Source organism: Amycolatopsis sp. NPDC058278 (genome assembly GCF_042881395.1).
Classification (GTDB): domain Bacteria; phylum Actinomycetota; class Actinomycetes; order Mycobacteriales; family Pseudonocardiaceae; genus Amycolatopsis.
On the sequence record NZ_JBHVXZ010000092.1, the window covers coordinates 1 to 19595 of the forward strand.

The 19595-nt window shown below is 72.3% G+C and carries 20 protein-coding genes; 15 read left to right on the forward strand and 5 right to left on the reverse strand.

Translation table 11 applies throughout. The features are described from left to right. From ACFVYA_RS35440 to ACFVYA_RS35500, 13 genes are all read left to right on the forward strand, one after another. On the forward strand, nucleotides 1-637 hold a 637-nt coding region (locus tag ACFVYA_RS35440), incomplete at its 5' end, for a hypothetical protein (RefSeq protein WP_387051259.1). After that, the gene (locus tag ACFVYA_RS35445; protein ID WP_387051261.1) at nucleotides 634-1428 is read left to right on the forward strand and encodes an MlaE family ABC transporter permease; all 795 of its coding nucleotides are present in this window, start codon (nucleotides 634-636) and stop codon (nucleotides 1426-1428) included. The genes ACFVYA_RS35440 and ACFVYA_RS35445, both read left to right, overlap by 4 nt. A gap of 1 nt (nucleotide 1429) precedes the next feature. Further along, a complete protein-coding gene (locus ACFVYA_RS35450; RefSeq protein ID WP_013229372.1) occupies nucleotides 1430-2245 on the forward strand; it encodes an ABC transporter permease in 816 nt (271 codons plus the stop codon). Beyond that, nucleotides 2242-3438: an MCE family protein gene (locus tag ACFVYA_RS35455; RefSeq protein WP_387051262.1), complete on the forward strand. Its 1197-nt coding sequence runs from the start codon at nucleotides 2242-2244 to the stop codon at nucleotides 3436-3438. The genes ACFVYA_RS35450 and ACFVYA_RS35455 overlap by 4 nt, the downstream gene beginning before the upstream one ends. After that, nucleotides 3435-4451 carry an MCE family protein gene (locus ACFVYA_RS35460; RefSeq protein WP_387051263.1) on the forward strand — a complete coding sequence of 339 codons (1017 nt, stop codon included), beginning with the start codon at nucleotides 3435-3437 and terminating at the stop codon, nucleotides 4449-4451. The genes ACFVYA_RS35455 and ACFVYA_RS35460 overlap by 4 nt, the downstream gene beginning before the upstream one ends. Continuing rightward, the gene (locus ACFVYA_RS35465) at nucleotides 4448-5443 is read left to right on the forward strand and encodes an MCE family protein (RefSeq protein ID WP_387051264.1); all 996 of its coding nucleotides are present in this window, start codon (nucleotides 4448-4450) and stop codon (nucleotides 5441-5443) included. The genes ACFVYA_RS35460 and ACFVYA_RS35465 overlap by 4 nt, the downstream gene beginning before the upstream one ends. Beyond that, nucleotides 5443-6441, forward strand: coding sequence for an MCE family protein (locus ACFVYA_RS35470; RefSeq protein WP_387051266.1), 999 nt, complete (start codon nucleotides 5443-5445; stop codon nucleotides 6439-6441). Before ACFVYA_RS35465 ends, ACFVYA_RS35470 begins: the two co-directional genes overlap by 1 nt. After that, entirely contained in the window at nucleotides 6438-7409 is a 972-nt protein-coding gene (locus ACFVYA_RS35475; protein WP_387051267.1) for an MCE family protein, read from the forward strand. The genes ACFVYA_RS35470 and ACFVYA_RS35475 overlap by 4 nt, the downstream gene beginning before the upstream one ends. Further along, nucleotides 7409-8515: an MlaD family protein gene (locus ACFVYA_RS35480; protein WP_387051269.1), complete on the forward strand. Its 1107-nt coding sequence runs from the start codon at nucleotides 7409-7411 to the stop codon at nucleotides 8513-8515. Before ACFVYA_RS35475 ends, ACFVYA_RS35480 begins: the two co-directional genes overlap by 1 nt. After that, nucleotides 8512-9009, forward strand: coding sequence for a hypothetical protein (locus tag ACFVYA_RS35485; RefSeq protein WP_387051270.1), 498 nt, complete (start codon nucleotides 8512-8514; stop codon nucleotides 9007-9009). The genes ACFVYA_RS35480 and ACFVYA_RS35485 overlap by 4 nt, the downstream gene beginning before the upstream one ends. Then, the gene (locus ACFVYA_RS35490) at nucleotides 9006-9590 is read left to right on the forward strand and encodes a hypothetical protein (RefSeq protein ID WP_387051271.1); all 585 of its coding nucleotides are present in this window, start codon (nucleotides 9006-9008) and stop codon (nucleotides 9588-9590) included. The genes ACFVYA_RS35485 and ACFVYA_RS35490 overlap by 4 nt, the downstream gene beginning before the upstream one ends. 17 nt (nucleotides 9591-9607) lie before the next feature. Continuing rightward, nucleotides 9608-10231, forward strand: a complete 624-nt coding sequence (locus ACFVYA_RS35495; RefSeq protein ID WP_387051272.1) for a hypothetical protein — start codon at nucleotides 9608-9610, stop codon at nucleotides 10229-10231. Continuing rightward, nucleotides 10225-11352: a KR domain-containing protein gene (locus tag ACFVYA_RS35500; protein WP_387051274.1), complete on the forward strand. Its 1128-nt coding sequence runs from the start codon at nucleotides 10225-10227 to the stop codon at nucleotides 11350-11352. Before ACFVYA_RS35495 ends, ACFVYA_RS35500 begins: the two co-directional genes overlap by 7 nt. A 159-nt stretch (nucleotides 11353-11511) precedes the next feature. Here ACFVYA_RS35500 and ACFVYA_RS35505 read toward each other — a convergent pair whose 3' ends face one another. The 4 genes from ACFVYA_RS35505 to ACFVYA_RS35520 all read right to left on the reverse strand — a co-directional run bounded on the left by ACFVYA_RS35505 (nucleotide 11512) and on the right by ACFVYA_RS35520 (nucleotide 16893). Next, the gene (locus ACFVYA_RS35505; RefSeq protein WP_387051276.1) at nucleotides 11512-12708 is read right to left on the reverse strand and encodes a PucR family transcriptional regulator; all 1197 of its coding nucleotides are present in this window, start codon (nucleotides 12706-12708) and stop codon (nucleotides 11512-11514) included. A 26-nt stretch (nucleotides 12709-12734) separates the two neighbouring features. Further along, entirely contained in the window at nucleotides 12735-14108 is a 1374-nt protein-coding gene (locus ACFVYA_RS35510; RefSeq protein WP_387051277.1) for a helix-turn-helix domain-containing protein, read from the reverse strand. Nucleotides 14109-14324: 216 nt separating this feature from the next. After that, nucleotides 14325-15242 (reverse strand): alpha/beta fold hydrolase, encoded by a 918-nt coding sequence (locus tag ACFVYA_RS35515; RefSeq protein ID WP_387051279.1) that lies wholly within the window; start codon nucleotides 15240-15242, stop codon nucleotides 14325-14327. 448 nt (nucleotides 15243-15690) lie between these two features. After that, nucleotides 15691-16893, reverse strand: coding sequence for a helix-turn-helix domain-containing protein (locus ACFVYA_RS35520; protein ID WP_387051282.1), 1203 nt, complete (start codon nucleotides 16891-16893; stop codon nucleotides 15691-15693). A gap of 174 nt (nucleotides 16894-17067) precedes the next feature. Here ACFVYA_RS35520 and ACFVYA_RS35525 point away from each other — a divergent pair, with 174 nt between their 5' ends. Together ACFVYA_RS35525 and ACFVYA_RS35530 are read left to right on the forward strand one after the other, a co-directional pair. Next, complete coding sequence (locus tag ACFVYA_RS35525) at nucleotides 17068-18291, forward strand: helix-turn-helix domain-containing protein (RefSeq protein WP_387051285.1); 1224 nt, start codon at nucleotides 17068-17070, stop codon at nucleotides 18289-18291. A 159-nt stretch (nucleotides 18292-18450) separates the two neighbouring features. After that, nucleotides 18451-19161 carry a GNAT family N-acetyltransferase gene (locus ACFVYA_RS35530; RefSeq protein ID WP_285985752.1) on the forward strand — a complete coding sequence of 237 codons (711 nt, stop codon included), beginning with the start codon at nucleotides 18451-18453 and terminating at the stop codon, nucleotides 19159-19161. Here ACFVYA_RS35530 and ACFVYA_RS35535 read toward each other — a convergent pair. After that, nucleotides 19051-19581 carry a GtrA family protein gene (locus tag ACFVYA_RS35535; RefSeq protein WP_387051286.1) on the reverse strand — a complete coding sequence of 177 codons (531 nt, stop codon included), beginning with the start codon at nucleotides 19579-19581 and terminating at the stop codon, nucleotides 19051-19053. The genes ACFVYA_RS35530 and ACFVYA_RS35535 overlap by 111 nt on opposite strands. Nucleotides 19582-19595: the final 14 nt, after the last annotated feature.

The following is a 19595-nucleotide window of genomic DNA, read 5'->3' on the forward strand; positions in this document are numbered from 1 at the left end:
CGCCCCGGTGGCGCAGGCCACGCAGATCCCCTTCGGGTTCACCCTCGGGGACGCCCGGCAGCCGACCACGAGCCACGTGGCCAAGCTCGGCTCCGACATCGCCTTCCCGCCGGGCACCTTCGACGGCGCGCTGGGCGGCCTCACGAACACCGTGCCGATCACCGGAAAGCTGGCCATCCCGCCGGCGAACGGTTACTTCGTCGCGTTCCGGTTCATGGCCACCACCGGCCGGGTCGAAATCGTCCCGGACGGCGACGCCTCCGGGACGGCCACCGTGCACACGGGCAAGGACAAGGACTGCAAGGCCACGAAGACCAACATCTGCGCCGACACGGACGTGACCGCGAAGGTCTTCATCAAGCTCTCGGACGTCGAAGTGGACGGCAAACCCATCGACGTCGGCCCGGACTGCCGGACGGCCCAGCCCGCCGCGGTCACCATCAAGGCGCTCGTGCCGATCTCGCTGCCGGCCCCGCCGGTGAAGGTGACGTCCACCTTCACCACACCGTCGTTCGCCGGGTGCGTCGGGCACGAGGACGTCAGCCGGCTGCTCACCGGCCTGGTTTCGGGGCCGGGCAACACCTTCGTCTCGAACCTCACGCTGCGCTGCTTCAGCACCGGGTGCAAGCAGCCATGACGACCTTCCTCAGCGAGGCGCCGCAGAAGGCCGCGAACGGCCTGCGCGAGTTCGGCCGGATGTGCGCGATGGGCCTCGACGTCCTGCTCGCCATGCTCCGCCGCCCGTACCAGGTGCGGGAGTTCGTCCAGCAGTTCTGGTTCATCGCCAGCGTGTCGATCACCCCGGCGATCCTGGTCTCCATCCCGTTCGGTGCGGTCATCTCGCTGCAGCTCGGCTCGCTCACCAGCCAGATCGGCGCCCAGCAGTTCAACGGCGCGGCGAGCGTGCTGGCCGTCGTGCAGCAGGCCAGCCCGATCGTGACGACGCTGATCATCGCCGGCGCGGGCGGCAGCGCCATCTGTGCCGACCTCGGCGCGCGCAGCATCCGCGAAGAGATCGCCGCGATGGAGGTGCTCGGCGTCTCGCCGATCCACCGGCTGGTCGTGCCGCGCGTGCAGGCCGCCGTCGGGGTGTCCGTGCTGCTGAACGGCCTGGTCAGCGTGGTCGGCGTGCTCGGCGGCTACTTCTTCAACGTCATCATCCAGGGCGGCACGCCCGGGGCGTACCTGGCCAGCTTCAACGCCCTCGCGCAGCTGCCCGACCTGGTCGTCAGCTCGATCAAGGCCGTCATCTTCGGCTACCTCGCCGGGGTCGTCGCGGCCTACCGCGGCCTGAACCCGAAGGGCGGCCCCAAGGGCGTCGGCGACGTCGTCAACCAGTCCGTCGTCATCACGTTCCTGCTGCTGTTCTTCGTCAACACCGTGCTCACCGCGCTGTACCTGCAGCTGGTCCCGGCGAAGGGAACCTGAGTTGGCCATCCTCGGCAAACCCGGCGACCGGCTGTTCGACCTCGGCGACCAGCTGCTGTTCTACGTGCGCGCGCTCGCCGCCGTCCCGCTCGCCGTGACCCGTTATTTCCGCGAAGTCGTGCGGCTGCTGGCCGAAGTGACGTTCGGCAGCGGGGCCCTCGCGGTGATCGGCGGCACGATCGGCGTGATGGTCGGGCTGTGCGTGTTCACCGGCGTCACCGTGGGCCTGCAGGGGTTCAGCGCGCTGAACCAGATCAACATCTCGGCGATGACCGGTTTCCTGACCGCGTACTTCAACACGCGGGAGATCGCTCCGCTCGTCGCCGGGCTGGCCCTTTCGTCCACTGTGGGCAGTGGGTTCACCGCGCAGCTCGGCGCGATGCGGATCTCCGAAGAGATCGACGCCCTCGAAGTGATGGCCGTGCGGAGCATGCCGTACCTGGTCACCACCCGGATCGTCGCCGGGTTCATCGCGATCATCCCGCTCTACGTCATCGGGCTGCTGATCTCCTACCTCGGTTCCCGGCTCACCACGGTCGTCTTCTTCGGACAGTCCGGCGGCACCTACGACCACTACTTCACGCTGTTCCTGCCGCCCGGCGACGTGCTGTGGTCGTTCGGCAAGGTGCTCGTCTTCAGCGTCGGCGTGATCCTGACGCACTGCTTCTACGGCTACCGCGCGAGCGGCGGCCCGGCCGGGGTCGGCGTCGCGGTCGGCCGGGCCGTGCGGACGTCGATCGTGCTGATCAGCGTGCTCGACCTGTTCCTTTCGCTGGCCATCTGGGGCGCGACGACCACGGTGAAGGTGTCCGGATGAGCCGGTTGTCCACGCAGCTCGCCGGGGTCGCCTTCCTCGGCGTGCTGGCCCTGCTCGGCTGGCTCGCGGTGGCCATCTACGACAAGGACTTCGACGACTCCGAGGTGGTGACGCTGCGGGCCGACCGGGTCGGCAACCAGCTCGCGCCGACCGCGGAGGTCAAGGTGAAGGGCGTCCCGTTCGGCGAGGTCCGGGCGGTGCGCAGCACCCGCGCGGGAGCCGAGATCGACCTCGCCATCGACCCGGCCAAGATCGGGCTGCTGCCGGGGAACGTGTCCGCGCGGCTGCTGCCGAAGACGGTGTTCGGCGAGCGGTACGTCAACCTCGTGCTGCCGTCCAGTCCACAAGGGACGCTGCACGGCGGGGACGTGATCGCCCAGGACCGCTCCACCAACGCCATCGAGCTGGAACGGGTGCTCGGCGACCTGCTGCCGCTGCTGCGGGCGGTCCAGCCCCAGAAGCTGAACAGCTCCCTCGGCGCGATCTCCCAGGCTCTCGACCACCGCGGCAAGCCGCTGGGCGACAGCATCGTCCAGCTGAAGGACCTCCTCGGGCAGCTGAACCCGCTGATGCCGCAGTTCAAGGCCGACGTCACCGCGCTGGCCGACGCGGCCGACGTCTACACGGGAGCCGCGCCGGACATCCTGGAGGCGCTGAGCGACCTGTCGACGACCGCGAAGACCATCGTGGACACCCGTGCGGACCTCGACCACCTCTACACGAGCGTCACCAGCGCCACCGGGCACCTGAACGAGTTCCTGCGGAAGAACAAGGACAACCTCATCGGCGTCTCGGCGGCGAGCCGGCCGACGCTGGAACTGCTGTCGCGCTACTCGCCGGAGTTCCCGTGCGTGTTCGACGCGGTCAACCGGCTCAAGCCGCTGATGGAGAAGGCCCTCGGCAAGGGCACGAACGAGCCGGGCCTGCACGTGACGCTCACCGTCCAGGATCCGCGGGAGAAGTACGTCCCCGGCCGCGACACCCCGCGGTTCGACGCCACCGGCGGGCCGAAGTGCCACGGCGGCGGCGCGGCGGCCGCCGGTGCGACCGACGGCGACCTCGGCCCGGCGAACTCGCCCGGTGAGCGGCAGCTGGTCGCCGAACTCCTGCGGCCGACGCTGGGTGCGGTACCCGACTGGAGCAGCGTCCTCATCGGACCGGCCCTGCGCGGGACGGAGGTGACCGTCCGATGAGGAGCGTCGCAGGACCCGCCGTCAAGGGCCTGGTCTTCTTCCTGGTCACCGCGGCCGCGACCGCCGTGCTCGCGATCACGATCGCCAATTCGAACGTCGGCGCGACGATCGGCTACACCGCCCGGTTCACCGACGCGACCTCGGTCAACCCCGGCGACGAAGTCCGGATGGCCGGCGTCCGGATCGGCCAGGTCGACTCCGTGCGGGTCGTCGAACACCGCCTCGCCGACGTCGAGTTCTCCGTCGGACGCACGCACCGGCTCACCGCGTCGGCCTCGGTCACCATCCGCTACCGCAACCTCGTCGGCCAGCGGTACCTCTCGGTCGACCCCGGCGCCACCGACACGTCCCCGACACTGGCCGAAGGCGCGCAGATCCCCCTGGAAAAGACCAGGCCGGCGCTCGACCTCACCGCGCTGTTCAACGGCTTCAAGCCGCTCTTCCAGGCGCTGTCGCCCAACGACGTCAACCAGTTGTCGTTCGAGATCATCCAGGTTCTGCAGGGGGAGGGCAGCACGATCGACAGCCTGCTGCGGCACACCGCGTCGCTGACGTCCACGCTGGCCGGGAAGGACGCCCTGATCGGCCAGGTGATCGGCAACCTCAACACCGTGCTCGACACGCTGAACGCCCAGGGCGACCAGTTCGACACGCTCGTCGACACCACCGCCCAGCTCGTCACCGGCCTCGCCGCCGACGCCCAGCCGATCGGCCACGCCATCGGCGGCCTCGGCGAGCTGACCACCGCGACCGCCGGGCTGCTCGAACAGGGCCGGCAACCGCTCAAGGACAGCGTCACCGCCCTCGGGGACCTGTCGAAGAACCTGGCCGACAACACCCCGGTGTTCCAGCAGTTCCTCGACAACCTGCCGAAGAAGCTCGACCGGATCGGCACGCTCTTCTCCTACGGCTCGTGGGCGAACTTCTACCTGTGCGCGGTGCAGACCGATGCGAAACCGGCACCGGGCGGCCTGCCACCGGGCATCCCCGTGACGGCTGCGAGGTGCCGGTGAAACCCTTCCGCAGCCGCAACCCGATCGCCGTCGGCGCGGTGACCGCGCTGGTCATGGCGCTGATCGGCGGCGCCACCTTCTTCTCCGAGGACCTGCCGGTCATCGGCGGCGGCACCACGTACCAGGCCGAGTTCCACGAGGCCGCCGGGCTCAAGCCCCACGACGAGGTCCGCGTCGCCGGGGTGAAGGTCGGCGAGGTCACCGACGTCCGGCTGGCCGGCGACCACGTCGAGGTGCTGTTCCGGGTTCGCGACACCTGGGTCGGCAACCGGACCACGGCGGCGATCAAGATCAAGACGTTGCTCGGCCAGAAGAACCTGGTGCTCGACCCGGTCGGCAACGGCGAGCTGAACCCCGACCAGCCGATCCCCGCCGAGCGCACGAGCTCGCCCTACGACGTCACCGCGGTCTTCAACGACCTGGCGAGCACCGTCGGGGCAATCGACACCGACCAGCTCGCGCAGGCGTTCCGCGTGCTGTCCGACACGCTCGGCGCGTCGGCCCCCAGCGACGTCAAGACAGCGTTCAACGGGATCGCCGCCCTGTCGCAAACGCTGGCGTCCCGCGACGAAGAACTGGTCAAGCTGTTCCGGAACACCAACCAGGTGTCGAAGACGCTCGGGGAGCGCTCCGACCAGATCCAGGCCCTGATCCGCGACGGCAACACCCTGCTCACCGAGCTCAACGCCCGCAAGGACGCCATCGCGAAGCTGTTCACCGGCATCAAGAACCTGTCGATCCAGCTGCGCGGACTCGTCGCGGAGAACCAGAAGACCCTGGGCCCGGCGCTGGACCAGCTCGACCGCGTGGCCGGCGTGCTCCAGCGCAACCAGGGGAAGCTGGAGGACAGCCTCCGCCTGGCCGGCCCGTTCTACCGGCTGCTCGGCAACGCCGTCGGCAACGGCCGGTGGATCGACACCTACATCTGCGGGCTGATCCCCACCGGCACCACACCCGGCAGCTGCCGGCCACCGAAGAACGGGGGACGCTGATGGCCCACCAGCTCGCCGACCTGGGAGCCCGGGCGCGACGACGGACGCGGCTGCGGGCCCTCGCGCTCGGCGTCGTCCTCGCGCTCGTCGTCTCGGCCGCCTGGCCCCTGGTCACCGCGCCGCGTGAACGGACGCTGACCGCGTACTTCACCGCCGCCGTGGGTATCTACCCGAACTCGGACGTCCGCGTCCTCGGCGTCGCCATCGGCTCGGTGTCCGAAGTGGAACCCAACGGCACGGACGTCAAGGTGACCATGACGTTGCGGCCCGGCGTACCGCTGCCCGCGGAGGCCGGGGCCGTCGTCATCACACCGAGCCTGGTCGCCGACCGGTACGTGCAGCTCACGCCCGTCTACCGCGGCGGGCCCCAGCTGGCCGACGGCGCATCGATCCCCCGGGAGCGCACCGCGACCCCGGTCGAGGTCGACGACCTGCTGCACAGCCTCAACCAGCTGATGTCCGCGCTCGGGCCGCAGGGCGCCAACAAGGACGGCGCGGTGAGCGACGTCCTGACCCGCTCGGCGGACTACCTGAACGGCACCGGCCAGACCATCGGCACGGCGATCAAGAACCTCGGCGAGTTCGCGCGGACGGCGAGCGACTCCAAGGACGACCTGTTCACTTCGGTGGACAACATCAGCAAGTTCACCGCGATGCTCGCGGCCAACGACGGCCAGGTCAAGCAGGCCATCTCGCAGATCGCGTCGCTGAGCAAGGTGCTGGCCGAACAGCGTGACCAGTTCTCCGGCGCGCTGACCGAGCTGACCCAGGCCCTGAGCGTCGTCCAGGGGTTCATCAAGGACAACCGGGGCAAAGTCCAGTCCGATGTGGACAAGCTGGCCGACGTCACGAAGGTGCTCGTGAACCAGAAGAACTCCCTCGCCGAGGCGCTCGACGCGGCCCCGAACGCCCTGACCAACCTCCTGGACGCCTACGACCAGGCGAACGGGACCATCGACGGCCGCGGCAACCTCCTCGAATTCGCGGAGCCGAAATGAAGTCACTGGTCAAGCTCACCGCGGTGGTGACCCTCGCGCTGGTCACCACCGGCTGCGGCAGCGGGGTGAGCGTCTACGACATCCCGCTGCCCGGCGGCGCCGCGCTCGGCGACCACCCGATCCACGTGACCGCGAGCTTCACGAACGTGCTGGACCTGGTGCCGCAGTCCGGCGTCAAGGTCAACGACGTCCCGGTCGGCCAGGTCGTCCGGGTCGAGCTGGCCCCCGACGGACACAGCGCGGTCGTCGACCTCCTGCTCAACGGGGACGTCGACCTGCCGGGCAACGCCGTCGCCCGGCTGCGGCAGGCCGGCATCCTCGGCGAGAAGTTCGTCGAACTCGCCCCGCCGGCCGACGCCACGCCGTCGGGACGGCTCCTCGACGGCGCGACCATCCCGCTGGATCGTTCGACGCTGACGCCCGAGATCGAGGAGGTCTTCGGGGCGCTGTCACTGCTGCTCAACGGCGGCGGCGTGGCCCAGGTCCAGAACATCAGCCACGAGCTGAACGACGCCCTCGGCGGCAAGGAAACCGCGGCGCGCTCGCTCTTGTCCGATCTGGACACCTTCGTGCGCGGGCTCGACGAGCACCGGAACGAGATCACCAGGGCCATCGAGAGCGTCAACAAGCTCGCGGCCACGCTGAACGCGCACACCGATCGGATCACCACGACGCTCAACGGCTTGACGCCCGGCATCGGCGTCCTCAACCAGCAACGGGAAGCGCTGGTCGGGATGCTGAAGTCGCTGGACGGGCTGACCTCGGTCGCCGTCGACACCGTGAACAAGAGCAGGGACGACCTGGTCGCCGACCTGCGCGCGCTGGAGCCGCTGCTGCGGCGGCTGGCCGACTCCGGCGACAAGCTGCCCAAGGCGATGGAGATGATCTTCACCTTCCCGTTCCCGGACGCCGCCCTGGACACGATCCGCGGCGACTACCTGAACGGCTTCCTCAAGGCGGGCCACTGATGCTGACCCGGTTCGTGCGCGTGCAGGTGACGATCTTCGTCGTCATCGCGGTCGTCGGCGTCGCCTACGTCGGGGCCACCTACGCGGGCCTCGACAAGGTGTTCTTCGACCGCGGCTACACCGTGACCGCGCAGTTCCCGACCGGTGGCGGCATTTTCACCAATGCCGAGGTCACCTACCGCGGGGTGCCGATCGGCCGCGTCGGCGAGCTGCGGCTGACCCCCGCCGGGATGGAAGCCGTCCTCGAGATCGACTCAGGTACCGCCCCCGTCCCGGCCGACACCGAAGCCGTCGTCGCCGACCGGTCGGCCGTCGGCGAGCAGTACGTCGACCTGCGGCCGCGCACCGACGGCGGGCCGAAGCTGCACGAGGGCTCGGTGATCACCCAGGCGGACACGAAGATCCCGCTGCCGGTCGACGTCGTCTTGTCGACAGTGGACTCGTTCGCGAACTCGGTGCCGAAACCCGCGCTGCGCACGGTCGTCGACGAGCTGTACAACGCGACGTCCGACGCGGGCCCGGCACTGGACCAGCTGGTCGGCCGCGGCATCGAGTTCGTGCAGGCGGCGAGCGCGCACGTCGCGCCGCTGACCCGGTTCGTCACCGACGCGCACACGGTGCTCGAGACCCAGGTGCGGCAGGCCGGCGCGATCCGCGAGTTCGGCGCCAACGCGAAGCTGCTGGCGTCGACGTTGAAGTCGTCCGACGGCGACCTGCGCACCTTGATCCCGGCGGTACCCGCGGCCGCGAACGAGGTCAGCGCGCTCATCCGCGACGCCGGGCCGAACCTGGGCGTGCTCCTGGCGAACCTGCTGACCACCGCGGACGTCCTGGAAGCCCGGCAAGACGGGCTTCGCCAGCTGCTGATCACCGCGCCGCAGGCGGTGGCCGCGGCCGGCGCGATCGTGCGGCCGGATGGTGTCCACATCGGACTGTCGCTGACGTTCTTCGACCCACCGCCGTGCACCACCGGGTACACGACGCCGTACCGCGACGGCCTCGACACGTCGGTCCGCCCGCTGAACACGGCCGCGCGCTGTGCGCTGCCGAAGGGCGACCCGACGAACGTACGGGGCTCGCAGAACGCACCGGGAGGACGACCGTGAGGATCTTCGCTGGGCTGGCCGCGGTCTTGGCGACCGTCGCGGCCGGGTGGTCGGGGTTCACCTGGTGGCAGGCGGCGCACGACGACGGCGTCGCGCGCGCCGTCGTCCGGGAAGAGGCCCTGCAGGCGGGCCGGACCGCGGTCGCCGGACTGACCACTTTGGACTACCGGCAGGCCGCACCCGGGTACCAGCACTGGCTGGACCTCTCCGGCGGCGCGCTGGGCGACGAGCTGGCAGCCGATCGGCAGGGGAGTCTCGACCGGATCACCCAGGCGAAGACCGTCACGACCGGGAAGGTGACCGACGCCGCGGTGACCGAAGTGGACACCGGCGCCGGCACGGCGAAGCTGATCGCCTCGGTCGAGCTGGTCGTGGCACCGGACGGCGGGGACGCCGTGACCAAGCGCAACCGGTTCCAGGCCGACCTGACGCGCGGTCCGGGCGGCTGGCGCGTCACCGGCCTCGGCCAGGTTCCCGTGGGGGAGGCACCATGACGGTTCAGACGAAGAAGCGAGCGGTGAAGGTCGCGGGGCGGCACCACGAGCCGGAACCGGCGTCTCCGGAGCCCGTCGCCGAGCCGCGCCGCCGGGCGCCGCTGGTGCTCGCCGTCCTCGCCGTCGTGATGACCGGGCTCGCCGGGTGGTTCACCCTCGAAACGCGGGCGACGAACGCTGTGGTCGCGCACAACAGCGCGCTGTCCGACGTCGCCGGCACCGCGGACGCCGGCAAGCAGATCAGCGCCGCGCTCGGCACGGTCTTCTCCTACCGCTACGACGATCCGGCCAAGAGCGAGCAGGCCGCCAAGGACGTCCTGACCGGGCCCGCGCTCGCGCAGTACGAACAGCTCTTCGGCCAGGTCCGCAAGCTGGCCGCCGAGCAGCAGCTCGTGGTCACCTCCACCGCCGTCGCGTCCGGGGTGAAGCTCCTGGACGGCGACCGCGCGGCGCTGCTGGTGTTCCTCGACCAGACCGGGACGAGAGGTGACGGGCAGCGCAGCACCGGCGCCGCCCAGCTGAGCGTCACGGCCGAGCGCGTCGCCGGGAAGTGGCGTGTCACCGGGATGTCCGCCGCCTGAGAATGCGCGAGGAACCCATGACCCTCTCCGAGCTGCCGGCCGGCCGCGCCGCGGTGGCGGGCGAAGCGCCGGCCTTGACCTGGTCCCGTCCGGCGGTCACCTTGACCTGGGCCGAGCCGGCCCGGCGCGTCACTTCCGTCGCCGCGGCCCTGCGCCGGGTCACCGAGCCGGGGCAGCGGGCGGCGATCCCCGCTAGGCCGGCCCGGCGGGCGGACGTCGACGCCGAAGCGACCGCGCCGGTCGCTTGTGGACACCCGGCCGGCCAGCGGATCGCGATCATCGCCCGCGGCTACTGGAAGCGGCCCGAGGGGTCCGCGCGCGTGTTCTGCGCCCTCATCACCGGCGACGACGAACCGCGGTGGTGGCCGCGGACCGGTGCCCAGGGCTTCCTGGACGTCTCCGCCGAGCTGGGCGTCACCGGCCGGGGCCTCGTCGCCGGGGGTCCCCCGGAGGACCTCGAAGCGACGGCCGAGGGCGAGGTCGAACGGGCGATGCGCTCCTTCGGGGGTTCCGGGTGGCGGAGCCCCCGGCCCGGGGCGGAGCCCCGGTGGCAGCACAGCCGTGCGGTGACGGCGCGGCACGGGCTCACGCTGCGCAGAGTCGTCGTGCTGCCGTCCTCGGCCGGGGACGGGCCGTGGTGACCGGGCCGGCGGAGCGGGCGCTGTCGCCGGGCGTCCCGTTCGCCACCTCGTCGTTCGAAGTGACCTGGCCCGAGGTGCCGCTGCCGCCGGTGGCGCCGGACGGGCCGGGCGCGTGGCTGCTGCTCACCGACGAGCACCCGGCGGCGCTCGGCCGGGCCGTCGCGCTGGCCCTGGCGCTGGCCGCGGCGGGGGACGACGCGCTGTCGCTGCCGCGCGACGACCTCGACGAGCTGCCCGGATTCCTGGCCGAACGGCCGGTGCGCGGCGTCGTCTTCCTCACCGGGTCGCCGTACGCCTACCACGATCCGGAGGCCGCGCAGGAGCTGCTGCTTTCGGTGCTGTCGGTGGTCGCCCGCCTCGGGTTCGGCGTCCGGTTCCACCTGGTCACGCAGGCGGCAGGCGAGCCGGGGCTGGTGTTCCTGCGCGGGCTGGTGCGGGTGCTCGCGGTCGAACGCCCGCGGCTGCGGGCGAGCGTGGTCGACTTCGACGCGCGGTCCGACGTGGACGTCCTGGTGCGCGAGCTGCGGTCGGACGCGCCGGACGACGAAGTGCGCTGGCGGCACGACGTCCGGTACGCGGCGCGGCTGGCCCGCGTGCCGTTCGCCGTCGAGGTGGCGGCCGGGCCCGGGGCGTACGTGGTCACGGGCGGCCTCGGCCCCGCGACCGCGCGGTGGCTGGCGGACACGGGAGCCACCCGGGTCGTCCTTTGTGGACCATACGCAGGCGCGTCCGACGCGGTGGTGATCCCCGGCGACATCGCCGAGCCCGGCGTCGCGGAGCTGCTGGTCGCGGCCGCCACGGCGGACGGCCTCCCGCTGCGCGGGATCGTGCACACGGCGGGCGTCCTCACCGACGACCCGTCGGCCGGCTGGCGGCACGGGGTCCTGGGCGCGCGACGGCTGCACGAGGCGACCGCGGACACCCCGCCGGACTGGTGGCTGCTGGGCACGTCGGCCACGGCGTTGGCGGGCGCCCCGGGCGAAACCTCCCGCGCAACCGCGGACGCCTGGCTCGAGGCCTTCGCCGCCTGGCGCCGCGCCCGCGGCCTCCCCGCGACGATCGTCCAGCTCGGCCCCACCCGCCTCCCCGACCTCCCCCGCCCCTACTTCTCCGCCCTCTGACCCGTGTCGTCCCGCCAATCACGCGAGATGACCCTCCAATCACGCGAGCTGGCTCTCTGATCACGCGTGAGGCCCCTCCCGCACACCGGCTCCCGGGCGGGAAGAGGCGTCATTCGTGATTGAAGGGTCATCACCCGTGATCGGGGAGTCGACACGATGTCAGGGGAGGGTGGCGCGGAGGGCGAGGATCATCTCGAAGCGGTCGTCCGGGTTGCGGAGGTGGTCCGCGAACAGGGTCTCCAGCTCCTGGGCGCGGGCGCGGACCGTCTGGGGGTGGATCGCGAGGCGGTCGGCGACCTCGCGGACGTTGCCGCACGTCTCCAGCCACGCCAGCAGCGTGGGGGCCAGTCGGTTGTGCTGCTTCGGGGTCAACGCCGCCAGCGGGGCCAGGCGGTGGCGGGACACCTCCGTCACGAGGAACGGCTCCTTGCGCAGCCACAGCGTCGCGAGGTGGTCTTCACACCACGTCAGCGGCTCGTCCGGCAGGACCTCCGCCGCCACCAGCCGCAACGCCTCCTGCGCCGTCGCCAGCGACCGGCCCGCCTGGCGCGGCGGTACCGGCGGGCCGACCGCCGCCCGGTGACCGGCCAGGGCCGCCGTCAGCGCGCGGCGGTCCTCGGGTGCCGGCAGCAGCAGCCGCGGGGTCCCGTCTTCGAGGTCCTCCAGCGCGTCCAGCCCGGTGACGTCGGCGGGTCCGTCGAGCGCCACCGCGACGAGCCGGTGCGGCAACGGCCACTCCGCCGCCGTCGCGGCTTCCTGCACCGTCCGTGACGGCGACGGCGGGTCCGCCACCAGCAGGTCCAGCAGCCGGCGCCGGCGCCGTTCCAGCGCGCCGGCCGCGCGCGCCTGGGCTGCCGCGTGGCCCTCGATCGACAGCGCGGACAGCTCGTCGATGTAGGCGAAGATCGCCTCGGCCAGCAGGCACAGCGTCGCCGACGGCACGCCGGCCCGCGTCCCCACCTCCGCCATCCGCCGCCAGGTCACCCGCGCGCCGACCCGGTACGCGGCCTGCAGGACGTCGAGGTTGCGGCCCTGCGCGAGCTCGTGCACGCCGAGCCCGACGAACACCTTGCGCCGCTCGTCCGGCACCGGCCCCGACGCGGCGATCCGGTCGATGAACTGCAGGATCGCCGCCTGGACGCCGGCCCGCAGCGCCTTGCCGAAGGCGCCGTCGAGGGGCCGCGCGTAGTCCGGGATGGTCCGCTGGATCTCGCGCAGCACCTCGTCGGCGACGTCCAGCAGCCGCGGCCGGAACACCGCGGCCAGCTCGCGGGGGAGCATGGCCCACAGCTGGCCCGGCCGGCCGTCGCCGCTCAGCATCGGCCCGAAGGCCGTCTCGACGGGCGATCCCGTCATTGACCCACCTCGTCTTCGAAGGGGACTCAGGAACCGAGAAGGGCCTCCGCCCGCAGCGCGATCTCCATGTCGAGCCGGTCGTCGGCGTTGTTGAGCCGGTCGCCGAACAGGTCGATGAGCTGGTGCATGCGGTACCGGACGGTCTGCGGGTGCACCTTCAGCTTCTTCGCGATTTCGGGGGCGCTGCCGCGGGACTGCAGCCAGATCAGCAGCGTCTCGCCGAGCCGCGCCCGCTGCTTCGGCGTGAGGTCCTTGAACGGCTGCAGGCTGCGTGCGCACAGTTCGCGGACGAGGAACTCGTCGGCGAGCAGCCACAGCGTGGACAGGTGGTCGGTGCAGCGGGTCACCGGCGCGTCCGGGAGCACGCCGCGCTGGAGCAGCTTCAGCGTGCGGCGGGCCCAGAGCAGCGAGCGGGGCGCGTCGGTGAGCCGCACGGTCGGGCCGATCACCGCGCGCCAGCCCGGCAGCCGCTCGGCGAGGTGCTTCAGGTGCTTGTCCGGGTCGCCGGTGACCAGGCACGGCTCGCTGCCCTCGAGGTCGACCAGGACGTCGGAGTGCAGGTCGGGAGCGGCCAAGCTGTGTTGATGGCCGAGTCCGTGCTGGTCGGGGCGTGGTTCGAGGGCGACGACGGTGACTTCGGCCGGCAGGGGCCACTGCGCCGTGGCGGCCTGCGCGGTGATGGTCTGCGGCGCGGACGGCGGGTCGGCGAGCAGCAGCTCCAGCAGGCGCCTGCGGCGGCGGGCGCGGGTGCCCGCGGCGCGCGTCTGCGCAGCCGTGTAGCCCTCGATCGAGAGCGCCGAGATCTCGTCGACGTAGGCGAAAATGGCTTCGGCGCTGGTGCACAGCGTGTCCGCGGAGAGGCCGGCGGCCTGCCCGAACTCGCTGATGTGCCGCCACGCGACCCGCCCGCCGACCCGGTAGGCGGTCTGCAGGCAGTCGAGGCTGCGGCCCTCGTTGAACTCGATCTTGCCGAGGTTGCGGAACACGGTCGTCCACGTCTCGAGCGGCACGGCACCGGGGGTGCCGACACTGTCGAGGCACTGGATGATCGACTGCCGGACACCCTGCGTGATGATGTGCCCGAACGCGCCTTCCAGCGGCTGGCGGTACTCGGGCACCGCCCGCTGCACCTCCTGCAGGATGGCGCGCGCGAGCGGGTCGACCCGCGGTTTGAAGCGGATCGCCAGCTCGCGGGGCAGGGACGCCCACAGCCCGATCGCGCCGGAAGCACGTCCGGGCCGGGGATCCGCCGGGGTGCGTGGCGCGGGCGGGTAGGCGGGCCGGGGCCGGTCGGCCGACACGGACTGCTGCCGGTAGGCCGGTCCGGGAGTGCGCTCGCCGGGGTTCGGCCGTCCGGCCCGCAGGGCGGGGGCGGCGAATCCGGTGTCCACGTCGGTCATGTGTTTTATCCTTGCTGGCAACAAAATCGGCCTCGTCGGCGGGAACGCCGATCCGGTTTTTGTGGCTCAGGCAACATAATTTCGTGCGAACGGCACTGTCAACGGGTTGTCCGCTGACTTTGCGGTAACCCGTCCGGACTACACCCGAACGGGTGGAACGTCGCGAGAGGACGTGACACTTCCGGCGCGCGCGAATGGTGTGCGCGTGACAACTTTTCAGAGGGGTGACTTCGGGGTTGTCAGCCGCGTGACGACGTCGTCGAGGGTCAGCCGGGCGGGCGCGGTCTCCGAGAGGAACTCGTTGAGCAGGGCGCAGAACCGGTCCGGGTCGGCCACGTGCGGAAAGTGTTTCACGTTTTCCAGTACGGTCAAGCGGCTGTCCGGCAGCAACGCGGCCGTGCGGCGCCCGTGCGCCACCGGGATGAGCGGGTCGCGGGCGCCCCAGACCAGCAGTACCGGCACCGCTTCGGCCAGGTAGAGCTTGTCCACGGCGCTCGCGCGCTGGCCGCGCAGGTCGATCAGGCTGCGCGCGATGAACAGGAACGCCCGCCGTCGCGCGGGGTCGGCCAGCGAGCCGAAATGCCGGGCGAGTTCCCGGGTTTCGGGCTTGAGCGACCCACCGAACCGACGTCCCAGACGCGCTGCCGCCCGCGCGAGGGCGAGGGTCACCCGGTTGACGGCGAGGGCCATTGTGGCCGGTGCGCCCGGCAGGGCGGCGGCCCGCAGCACCGGGCTCACCTCCGGCCCGAGGCCGGCGCTGCCGACCAGCACCAGCCGGTCGCACGTTTCCGGGAACTGGTAGGCGAACTGCAGTGCGATGCCCCCGCCGAGCGAATGGCCGACGACGGTCGCGTGCCGCACGCCGGACACGGCGAGGACGTCCCGCACGGTGCTCGCCATCGCGCCGAGGCCGTAGTCCGCGCGCGGTGCCTCGGATTCGCCGTGGCCGGGCAGATCGGGCGCCAGCACGCGGCGGCCGAGCGCGGCGCACCGCGCCAGTACCGGCGCCCAGGTTTCGGCGCTGCCGGCGATCCCGTGCAGCAGCACGACCGCTTCGTCGCCGTCGCCCGCGGGCGGCAGGTGCTCGTGCAGCCGGATGCGACGGCCGTGCAGGGTGAGGGTCTTGACGGTCATGGGCGGCCTTTCTCGCGGACCCGAAATTAGGGCATCCGGTGGCCGCCGCGGATGTGGTGAACACCACCGCCGGGGAATCACGGACGGGCGTGACAAGAAGGATTGCGGAAACGCGGCGGCGTGTGCGGGTTTTCGCGGCGTCACCGGGAATGCGTATCGACATTCCGGTGGTATCCGGTAATCCTCGGGGCATGGTCGCAATGACGCACCGGACGCGCTGATGTCCTGCCGCGCGAGTTTCCATTTCGTTCCCCAGGGGCCGGCGCCGGGCCCGCGGTGGCCGGGCCGCCGGCCGTGGCGGCGGGTGCTGCCGATGCCGGTGCGCGCGCTGGACCGCGTGGTCAGGGCGCAGGGGCACGGCTCGGGTGGGCCTGTGTGGCTCGGTGAGCCCGGCACCGTGGCGCGGGTGGGCTGAAGCCGCGCGGCCCATCGGCAGCGGTCGGCGCCGTCAGCCCTCCGGGGGCCGGTGGGCGCGCATCAGCCGTTGCGCGCGCAGGGCCAGCTGCATGCCCAGCCGGTCGTCGGCGTCCTTCAGGCGGTCTCCGAACAGCTCCTCCAGCTGGCGCAGGCGGTTGCGGACCGTCTGCGGGTGGACGCCGAGACGCTGCGCGATCTCCGGCGCACCTCCGCGCGTCTCGAGCCAGGCCAGCAGGGTTTCGCTCAGCCGTTCGCGCTGCTTCTCGCTCAGCGAAGCGAACGGGTCCAGGCTCTGGCGGGCCAGCTCGGCCGCCAGGAAGTCCTCCGCCAGCAGCCAGAGCGTCGCGAGGTGGTCGCGGCACCAGATGATCGGGCCGGGGACGTCCGGGCCGGACAGCAGCAGCGCCCGCCGCGCCGTGCGCAGCGCCGCCGGGGCGTCGGCCAGCGGCACCGTCGGGGAGACCGCCGCCCGCCAGCCGTCGAGCTTGGCCGCCAGGGGGGCCAGGTCGGCGTCCGGGTCGCGGGTCAGCAGGTACGGCCCGGGACCGTCGAGGTCGGCCAGGACGCCGTCGCCGAGCAGGTCGGCGGGGAAGTCCGCCGCCTCGGGGCCGCGTTCGAGGGCCACCATCGCCGCCGTCTCCGGCAGCGGCCAGCCCGCCCCGCCCGCCAAGCCCGCGATGCTGCTCGCCGCGCCTTCCGGGGCGCCGGCGATCAGCTCCAGCAGGCGTCTCCGCCGGACCGGGACGGCGCCCTCGGCCTCGGCCTGCGCCTGCTGGTACCCCTCGATCGCGGTGGCGCACAGCTCGTCGACGTAGGCGAAGATCGCCTCCGCGGCAACCGAGATGACGGCCGGGTCGACACCGGCGGCGACCACCGCCGGGTGCATCGCGCGCCAGGCCACCCGGGCCCCGACCGTGGCGCTGTCCTGCAGCGCGTCGAGGTTGCGGCCTTCGGTGAACTCGATCCGGCCGCGACCGCGGTAGAACTCGATCCAGTGCTCGTGGGCCAGCGCCGGCTCGCCCATCGAGTCGACGCAGTGCTGCACCGCGAACTCGACGCTCTTCACCAGGACCTTGCCGAACACGCCCTTCAGCGGCTGGCCGTAGGCCGGCACCGTGCGCTGCACCTCCTGGACCATCGAGGCCGCCGCGTGCCCGACGTGCGGGCGCAACCCCGCGCCGAGCGCGCGCGGCAGCGAGGCCAGCAGGCGAAAGCTGCGGTACTCGACCACCAATCCCCCTTCGAGTTCTGCGCCGAGCGTATCCGACGCAGGTGTCACTGAAAAATCAACGACTGGTTCCCTGAAAGGGTGACGCGGGTCAGTCCTTTTGACACGGACGGGTGGGCGTCCTACGCTCCGTGTCAGTATTTTCGGGGCGCCCATTCCCAGTGGAGGACTGAATTCCCCATGCGCGGTTCCGCTGCCTCGGACAGTTCCGTGTGGTCCCGGCTGCCGCAGAAGCTCGGCGACGCGGTGCGTCCGCGGATCCCGGAGATCGCCCGGGCCTGCGTCGACGCGATCGCCGCCGAGATTCCGGAATATTCCTCGAGATTCGCCGACGAACCCGGTCGCGCGAGCGCGATCGAGCTGGCGCGGCGCGGGATCGAGCGGGACGTCGACCGCGTCGGCACGCCCGCGCTGTGGCAGGCCGACCGGCTGGCCGGGTTCCGCGGCCACGGGCGCGACGCGTTCCACAGTGGTCTCAGCCGCGAAGCCGTGCAGGCGGCCGTGCGCGTGTCGAGCCGGGTCACCTGGCGGTGGATCGCCGACATCGCGCGGGAAGCGGGCCTCTCCGGTGACGTCCTGTACGGCGCCGCCGAGGGGATGTTCGCCGACGTCGAGACGTCGATGACGGCCGTCGCGGAGGGGTACAGCGCCGCGGAGGCCGCGGTGTCCGGCACGGGCGAACGGCACCGCCGCCTGCTGCGCGCGCTGCTCGGCGGCCGGGCCTTCGCCGCCGAGCCGTTCCCGGCCGAGGCAGCCAACGAGGTGGACGGCCTGGCGGCGGCCGGGCTGCCGCTGCCCGAGCGGCTCGCGGCGGTGGCGTTCCGCGCGCTGCCGGGTGCCCCGGAGTTCCCGCCGGACCTGCTGCCGGAGCACGTCCCGGCCGACCCGGCCGGCGACCCGCCGGCGGCCCTCACCCCGGCCCCGGACGTGGACTTGATCGGCTTGACGGGACTGCCCCCGGGCTGGACGGCGGCGGTCGGGCCGCTGGTCCCGCCGGCCCAGGCGCCGGAGTCGTTCCGGGTCGCCCGGCGCGCGGTCGACCTGGCCGCCCGCGGCCTCCTCGACGCACCGGGCCCGGTGATCTGGTGCCGCGACCACGTGACGACGCTGTTGCTGCTCGCGGACGAGTTCCTGGTCGCCCAGCTGGCCTCGACGACGCTGGAGCCGCTGGCGGGGTTGTCCGGGCGCCGCCGCGAGCAGCTGGCGGAGACGTTGCTGGCGCTGGTCCGGACCCGCGGGAGCGCACCCGAGCTGGGACGGCTGCTCGACCTCCACCCGCAGACGATCCGGGCGAGGCTCAAGAAGCTGGGTGAGTTGTTCGGGGACAAGCTGGACGACCCGGCCGAGCGGTTGCGGCTGGAGCTGGCCTTGCTGGCGGAGCGGGCGCTGCCGGACCGCGGCTGACCGGCCCGGGCCCGTACCCGGATGGACGACTCGCGTACCTGGATGGACGACTCGCGTGTCTGGAGGGTCGGCTTGCGTGATTGGAGGGTCGACTCGCGTACGTGGGCCGGCTTCCGGAAAGGGCTGGTCGGGGGCTGTGCGGGTTCTAAGCTGGCTGGCATGACCGGATTGCTCACCGAGCGCCTGCGGCAGGCCTCCGACAACGCTGTCGCCCTGTGGAGCACCCTCGCCCGCGCCCGCGGGGACGACGTCCTCGACCACCCCGCCTTCACCGCCATCGACGGCCGCCGGTTCCGGATCATGCTGCGGACCGCCGCGCCCGGCGACGACGCCGTCCGGGAACTGACCGCGCTCGCCGAGGCCCGCCGGGCGGACGGGCGGACCGTCGTCGTCGAGGATCCCTTCCAGGTGCTCGATCTGACGGAGCTCGGGATGGCCGCCGGGCAGCTGCCGGTGATGGCCCGCGAGCCCGGTCCCGTCCCCGCGCCCGCGGACGTCGAGCGGGTCGGCACCGTTGCCGGGCTGGCGGCGGTCGAAGAGCTCGTCGTGCACGGCTTTCCGCTGGAGGAGTACCAGCCCTACCGCCCGGCCACCGTCTTCCCGCCCGGGCTCCTCGACCAGGCCACGGCGTTCTTCCGCAAGGACACCCAGGGCGCCTGCCTCACCATGGCCCACGGCGGTGCCGGCGGCGTCTACTGGGTGACCACCCGGCCCGAACACCGCTCGAAGGGTGTCGGGCGCGCGCTGATGCACGCGGTGCTACGGCACTTCGACGACCTGCCCGTCACGCTGACCGCCTCGCGGTCCGGCCGGCCGCTGTACGACAAGCTCGGGTTCGTCACCCTCGGCGACGCCAACTGGTGGCGCTGACGGGAACACCCACCGCCGGTAGCCGAACCAGCGGAACGCCGTGCCCGCCAGCGTGCCCAGCAGCATCCCGGCGACGAAGTCCGCGATTTCCTGGGTCAGGTAGGCGACGTGCGGGACCGACAGGTGCAGCACGTACCGCGACACCAGCGCCGGCACGAGGTTCACGGCCACCGCGCCCGCGTTGACCGCGAGGAACAGCGTCGCCTCGCGCACCCGGCCGAGCCCGCCGCGGCCCGCGAACGACCAGCGGCTCGACAGCAGGTACGCGAACGCCGTCGAGACGACCGTGGCGATCGCGAGGGCCGTCACCGGCTTCTCACGGAACACGGTGAGCTTCAGGCTGTAGTCGCCCAGTAGGGTGACCCCGTACGCGGCCAGGCCGACGACGGCGAAGCGGAGCAGCTCTCGCGGCTCGGGCATGGTTCCTCCAGGTG

Excerpts from the sequence above, each read along its gene's own strand:
- ACFVYA_RS35445 (WP_387051261.1), top strand. The coding sequence starts at position 634 with ATGACGACCTTCCTCAGCGAGGCGCCGCAGAAGGCCGCGAACGGCCTG.
- ACFVYA_RS35455 (WP_387051262.1), top strand. The coding sequence starts at position 2,242 with ATGAGCCGGTTGTCCACGCAGCTCGCCGGGGTCGCCTTCCTCGGCGTG.
- ACFVYA_RS35460 (WP_387051263.1), top strand. The coding sequence starts at position 3,435 with ATGAGGAGCGTCGCAGGACCCGCCGTCAAGGGCCTGGTCTTCTTCCTG.
- ACFVYA_RS35470 (WP_387051266.1), top strand. The coding sequence starts at position 5,443 with ATGGCCCACCAGCTCGCCGACCTGGGAGCCCGGGCGCGACGACGGACG.
- ACFVYA_RS35475 (WP_387051267.1), top strand. The coding sequence starts at position 6,438 with ATGAAGTCACTGGTCAAGCTCACCGCGGTGGTGACCCTCGCGCTGGTC.
- ACFVYA_RS35480 (WP_387051269.1), top strand. The coding sequence starts at position 7,409 with ATGCTGACCCGGTTCGTGCGCGTGCAGGTGACGATCTTCGTCGTCATC.
- ACFVYA_RS35490 (WP_387051271.1), top strand. The coding sequence starts at position 9,006 with ATGACGGTTCAGACGAAGAAGCGAGCGGTGAAGGTCGCGGGGCGGCAC.
- ACFVYA_RS35495 (WP_387051272.1), top strand. The coding sequence starts at position 9,608 with ATGACCCTCTCCGAGCTGCCGGCCGGCCGCGCCGCGGTGGCGGGCGAA.
- ACFVYA_RS35505 (WP_387051276.1), bottom strand. The coding sequence starts at position 12,708 with ATGACGGGATCGCCCGTCGAGACGGCCTTCGGGCCGATGCTGAGCGGC.
- ACFVYA_RS35510 (WP_387051277.1), bottom strand. The coding sequence starts at position 14,108 with ATGACCGACGTGGACACCGGATTCGCCGCCCCCGCCCTGCGGGCCGGA.
- ACFVYA_RS35515 (WP_387051279.1), bottom strand. The coding sequence starts at position 15,242 with ATGACCGTCAAGACCCTCACCCTGCACGGCCGTCGCATCCGGCTGCAC.
- ACFVYA_RS35525 (WP_387051285.1), top strand. The coding sequence starts at position 17,068 with ATGCGCGGTTCCGCTGCCTCGGACAGTTCCGTGTGGTCCCGGCTGCCG.
- ACFVYA_RS35530 (WP_285985752.1), top strand. The coding sequence starts at position 18,451 with ATGACCGGATTGCTCACCGAGCGCCTGCGGCAGGCCTCCGACAACGCT.
- ACFVYA_RS35535 (WP_387051286.1), bottom strand. The coding sequence starts at position 19,581 with ATGCCCGAGCCGCGAGAGCTGCTCCGCTTCGCCGTCGTCGGCCTGGCC.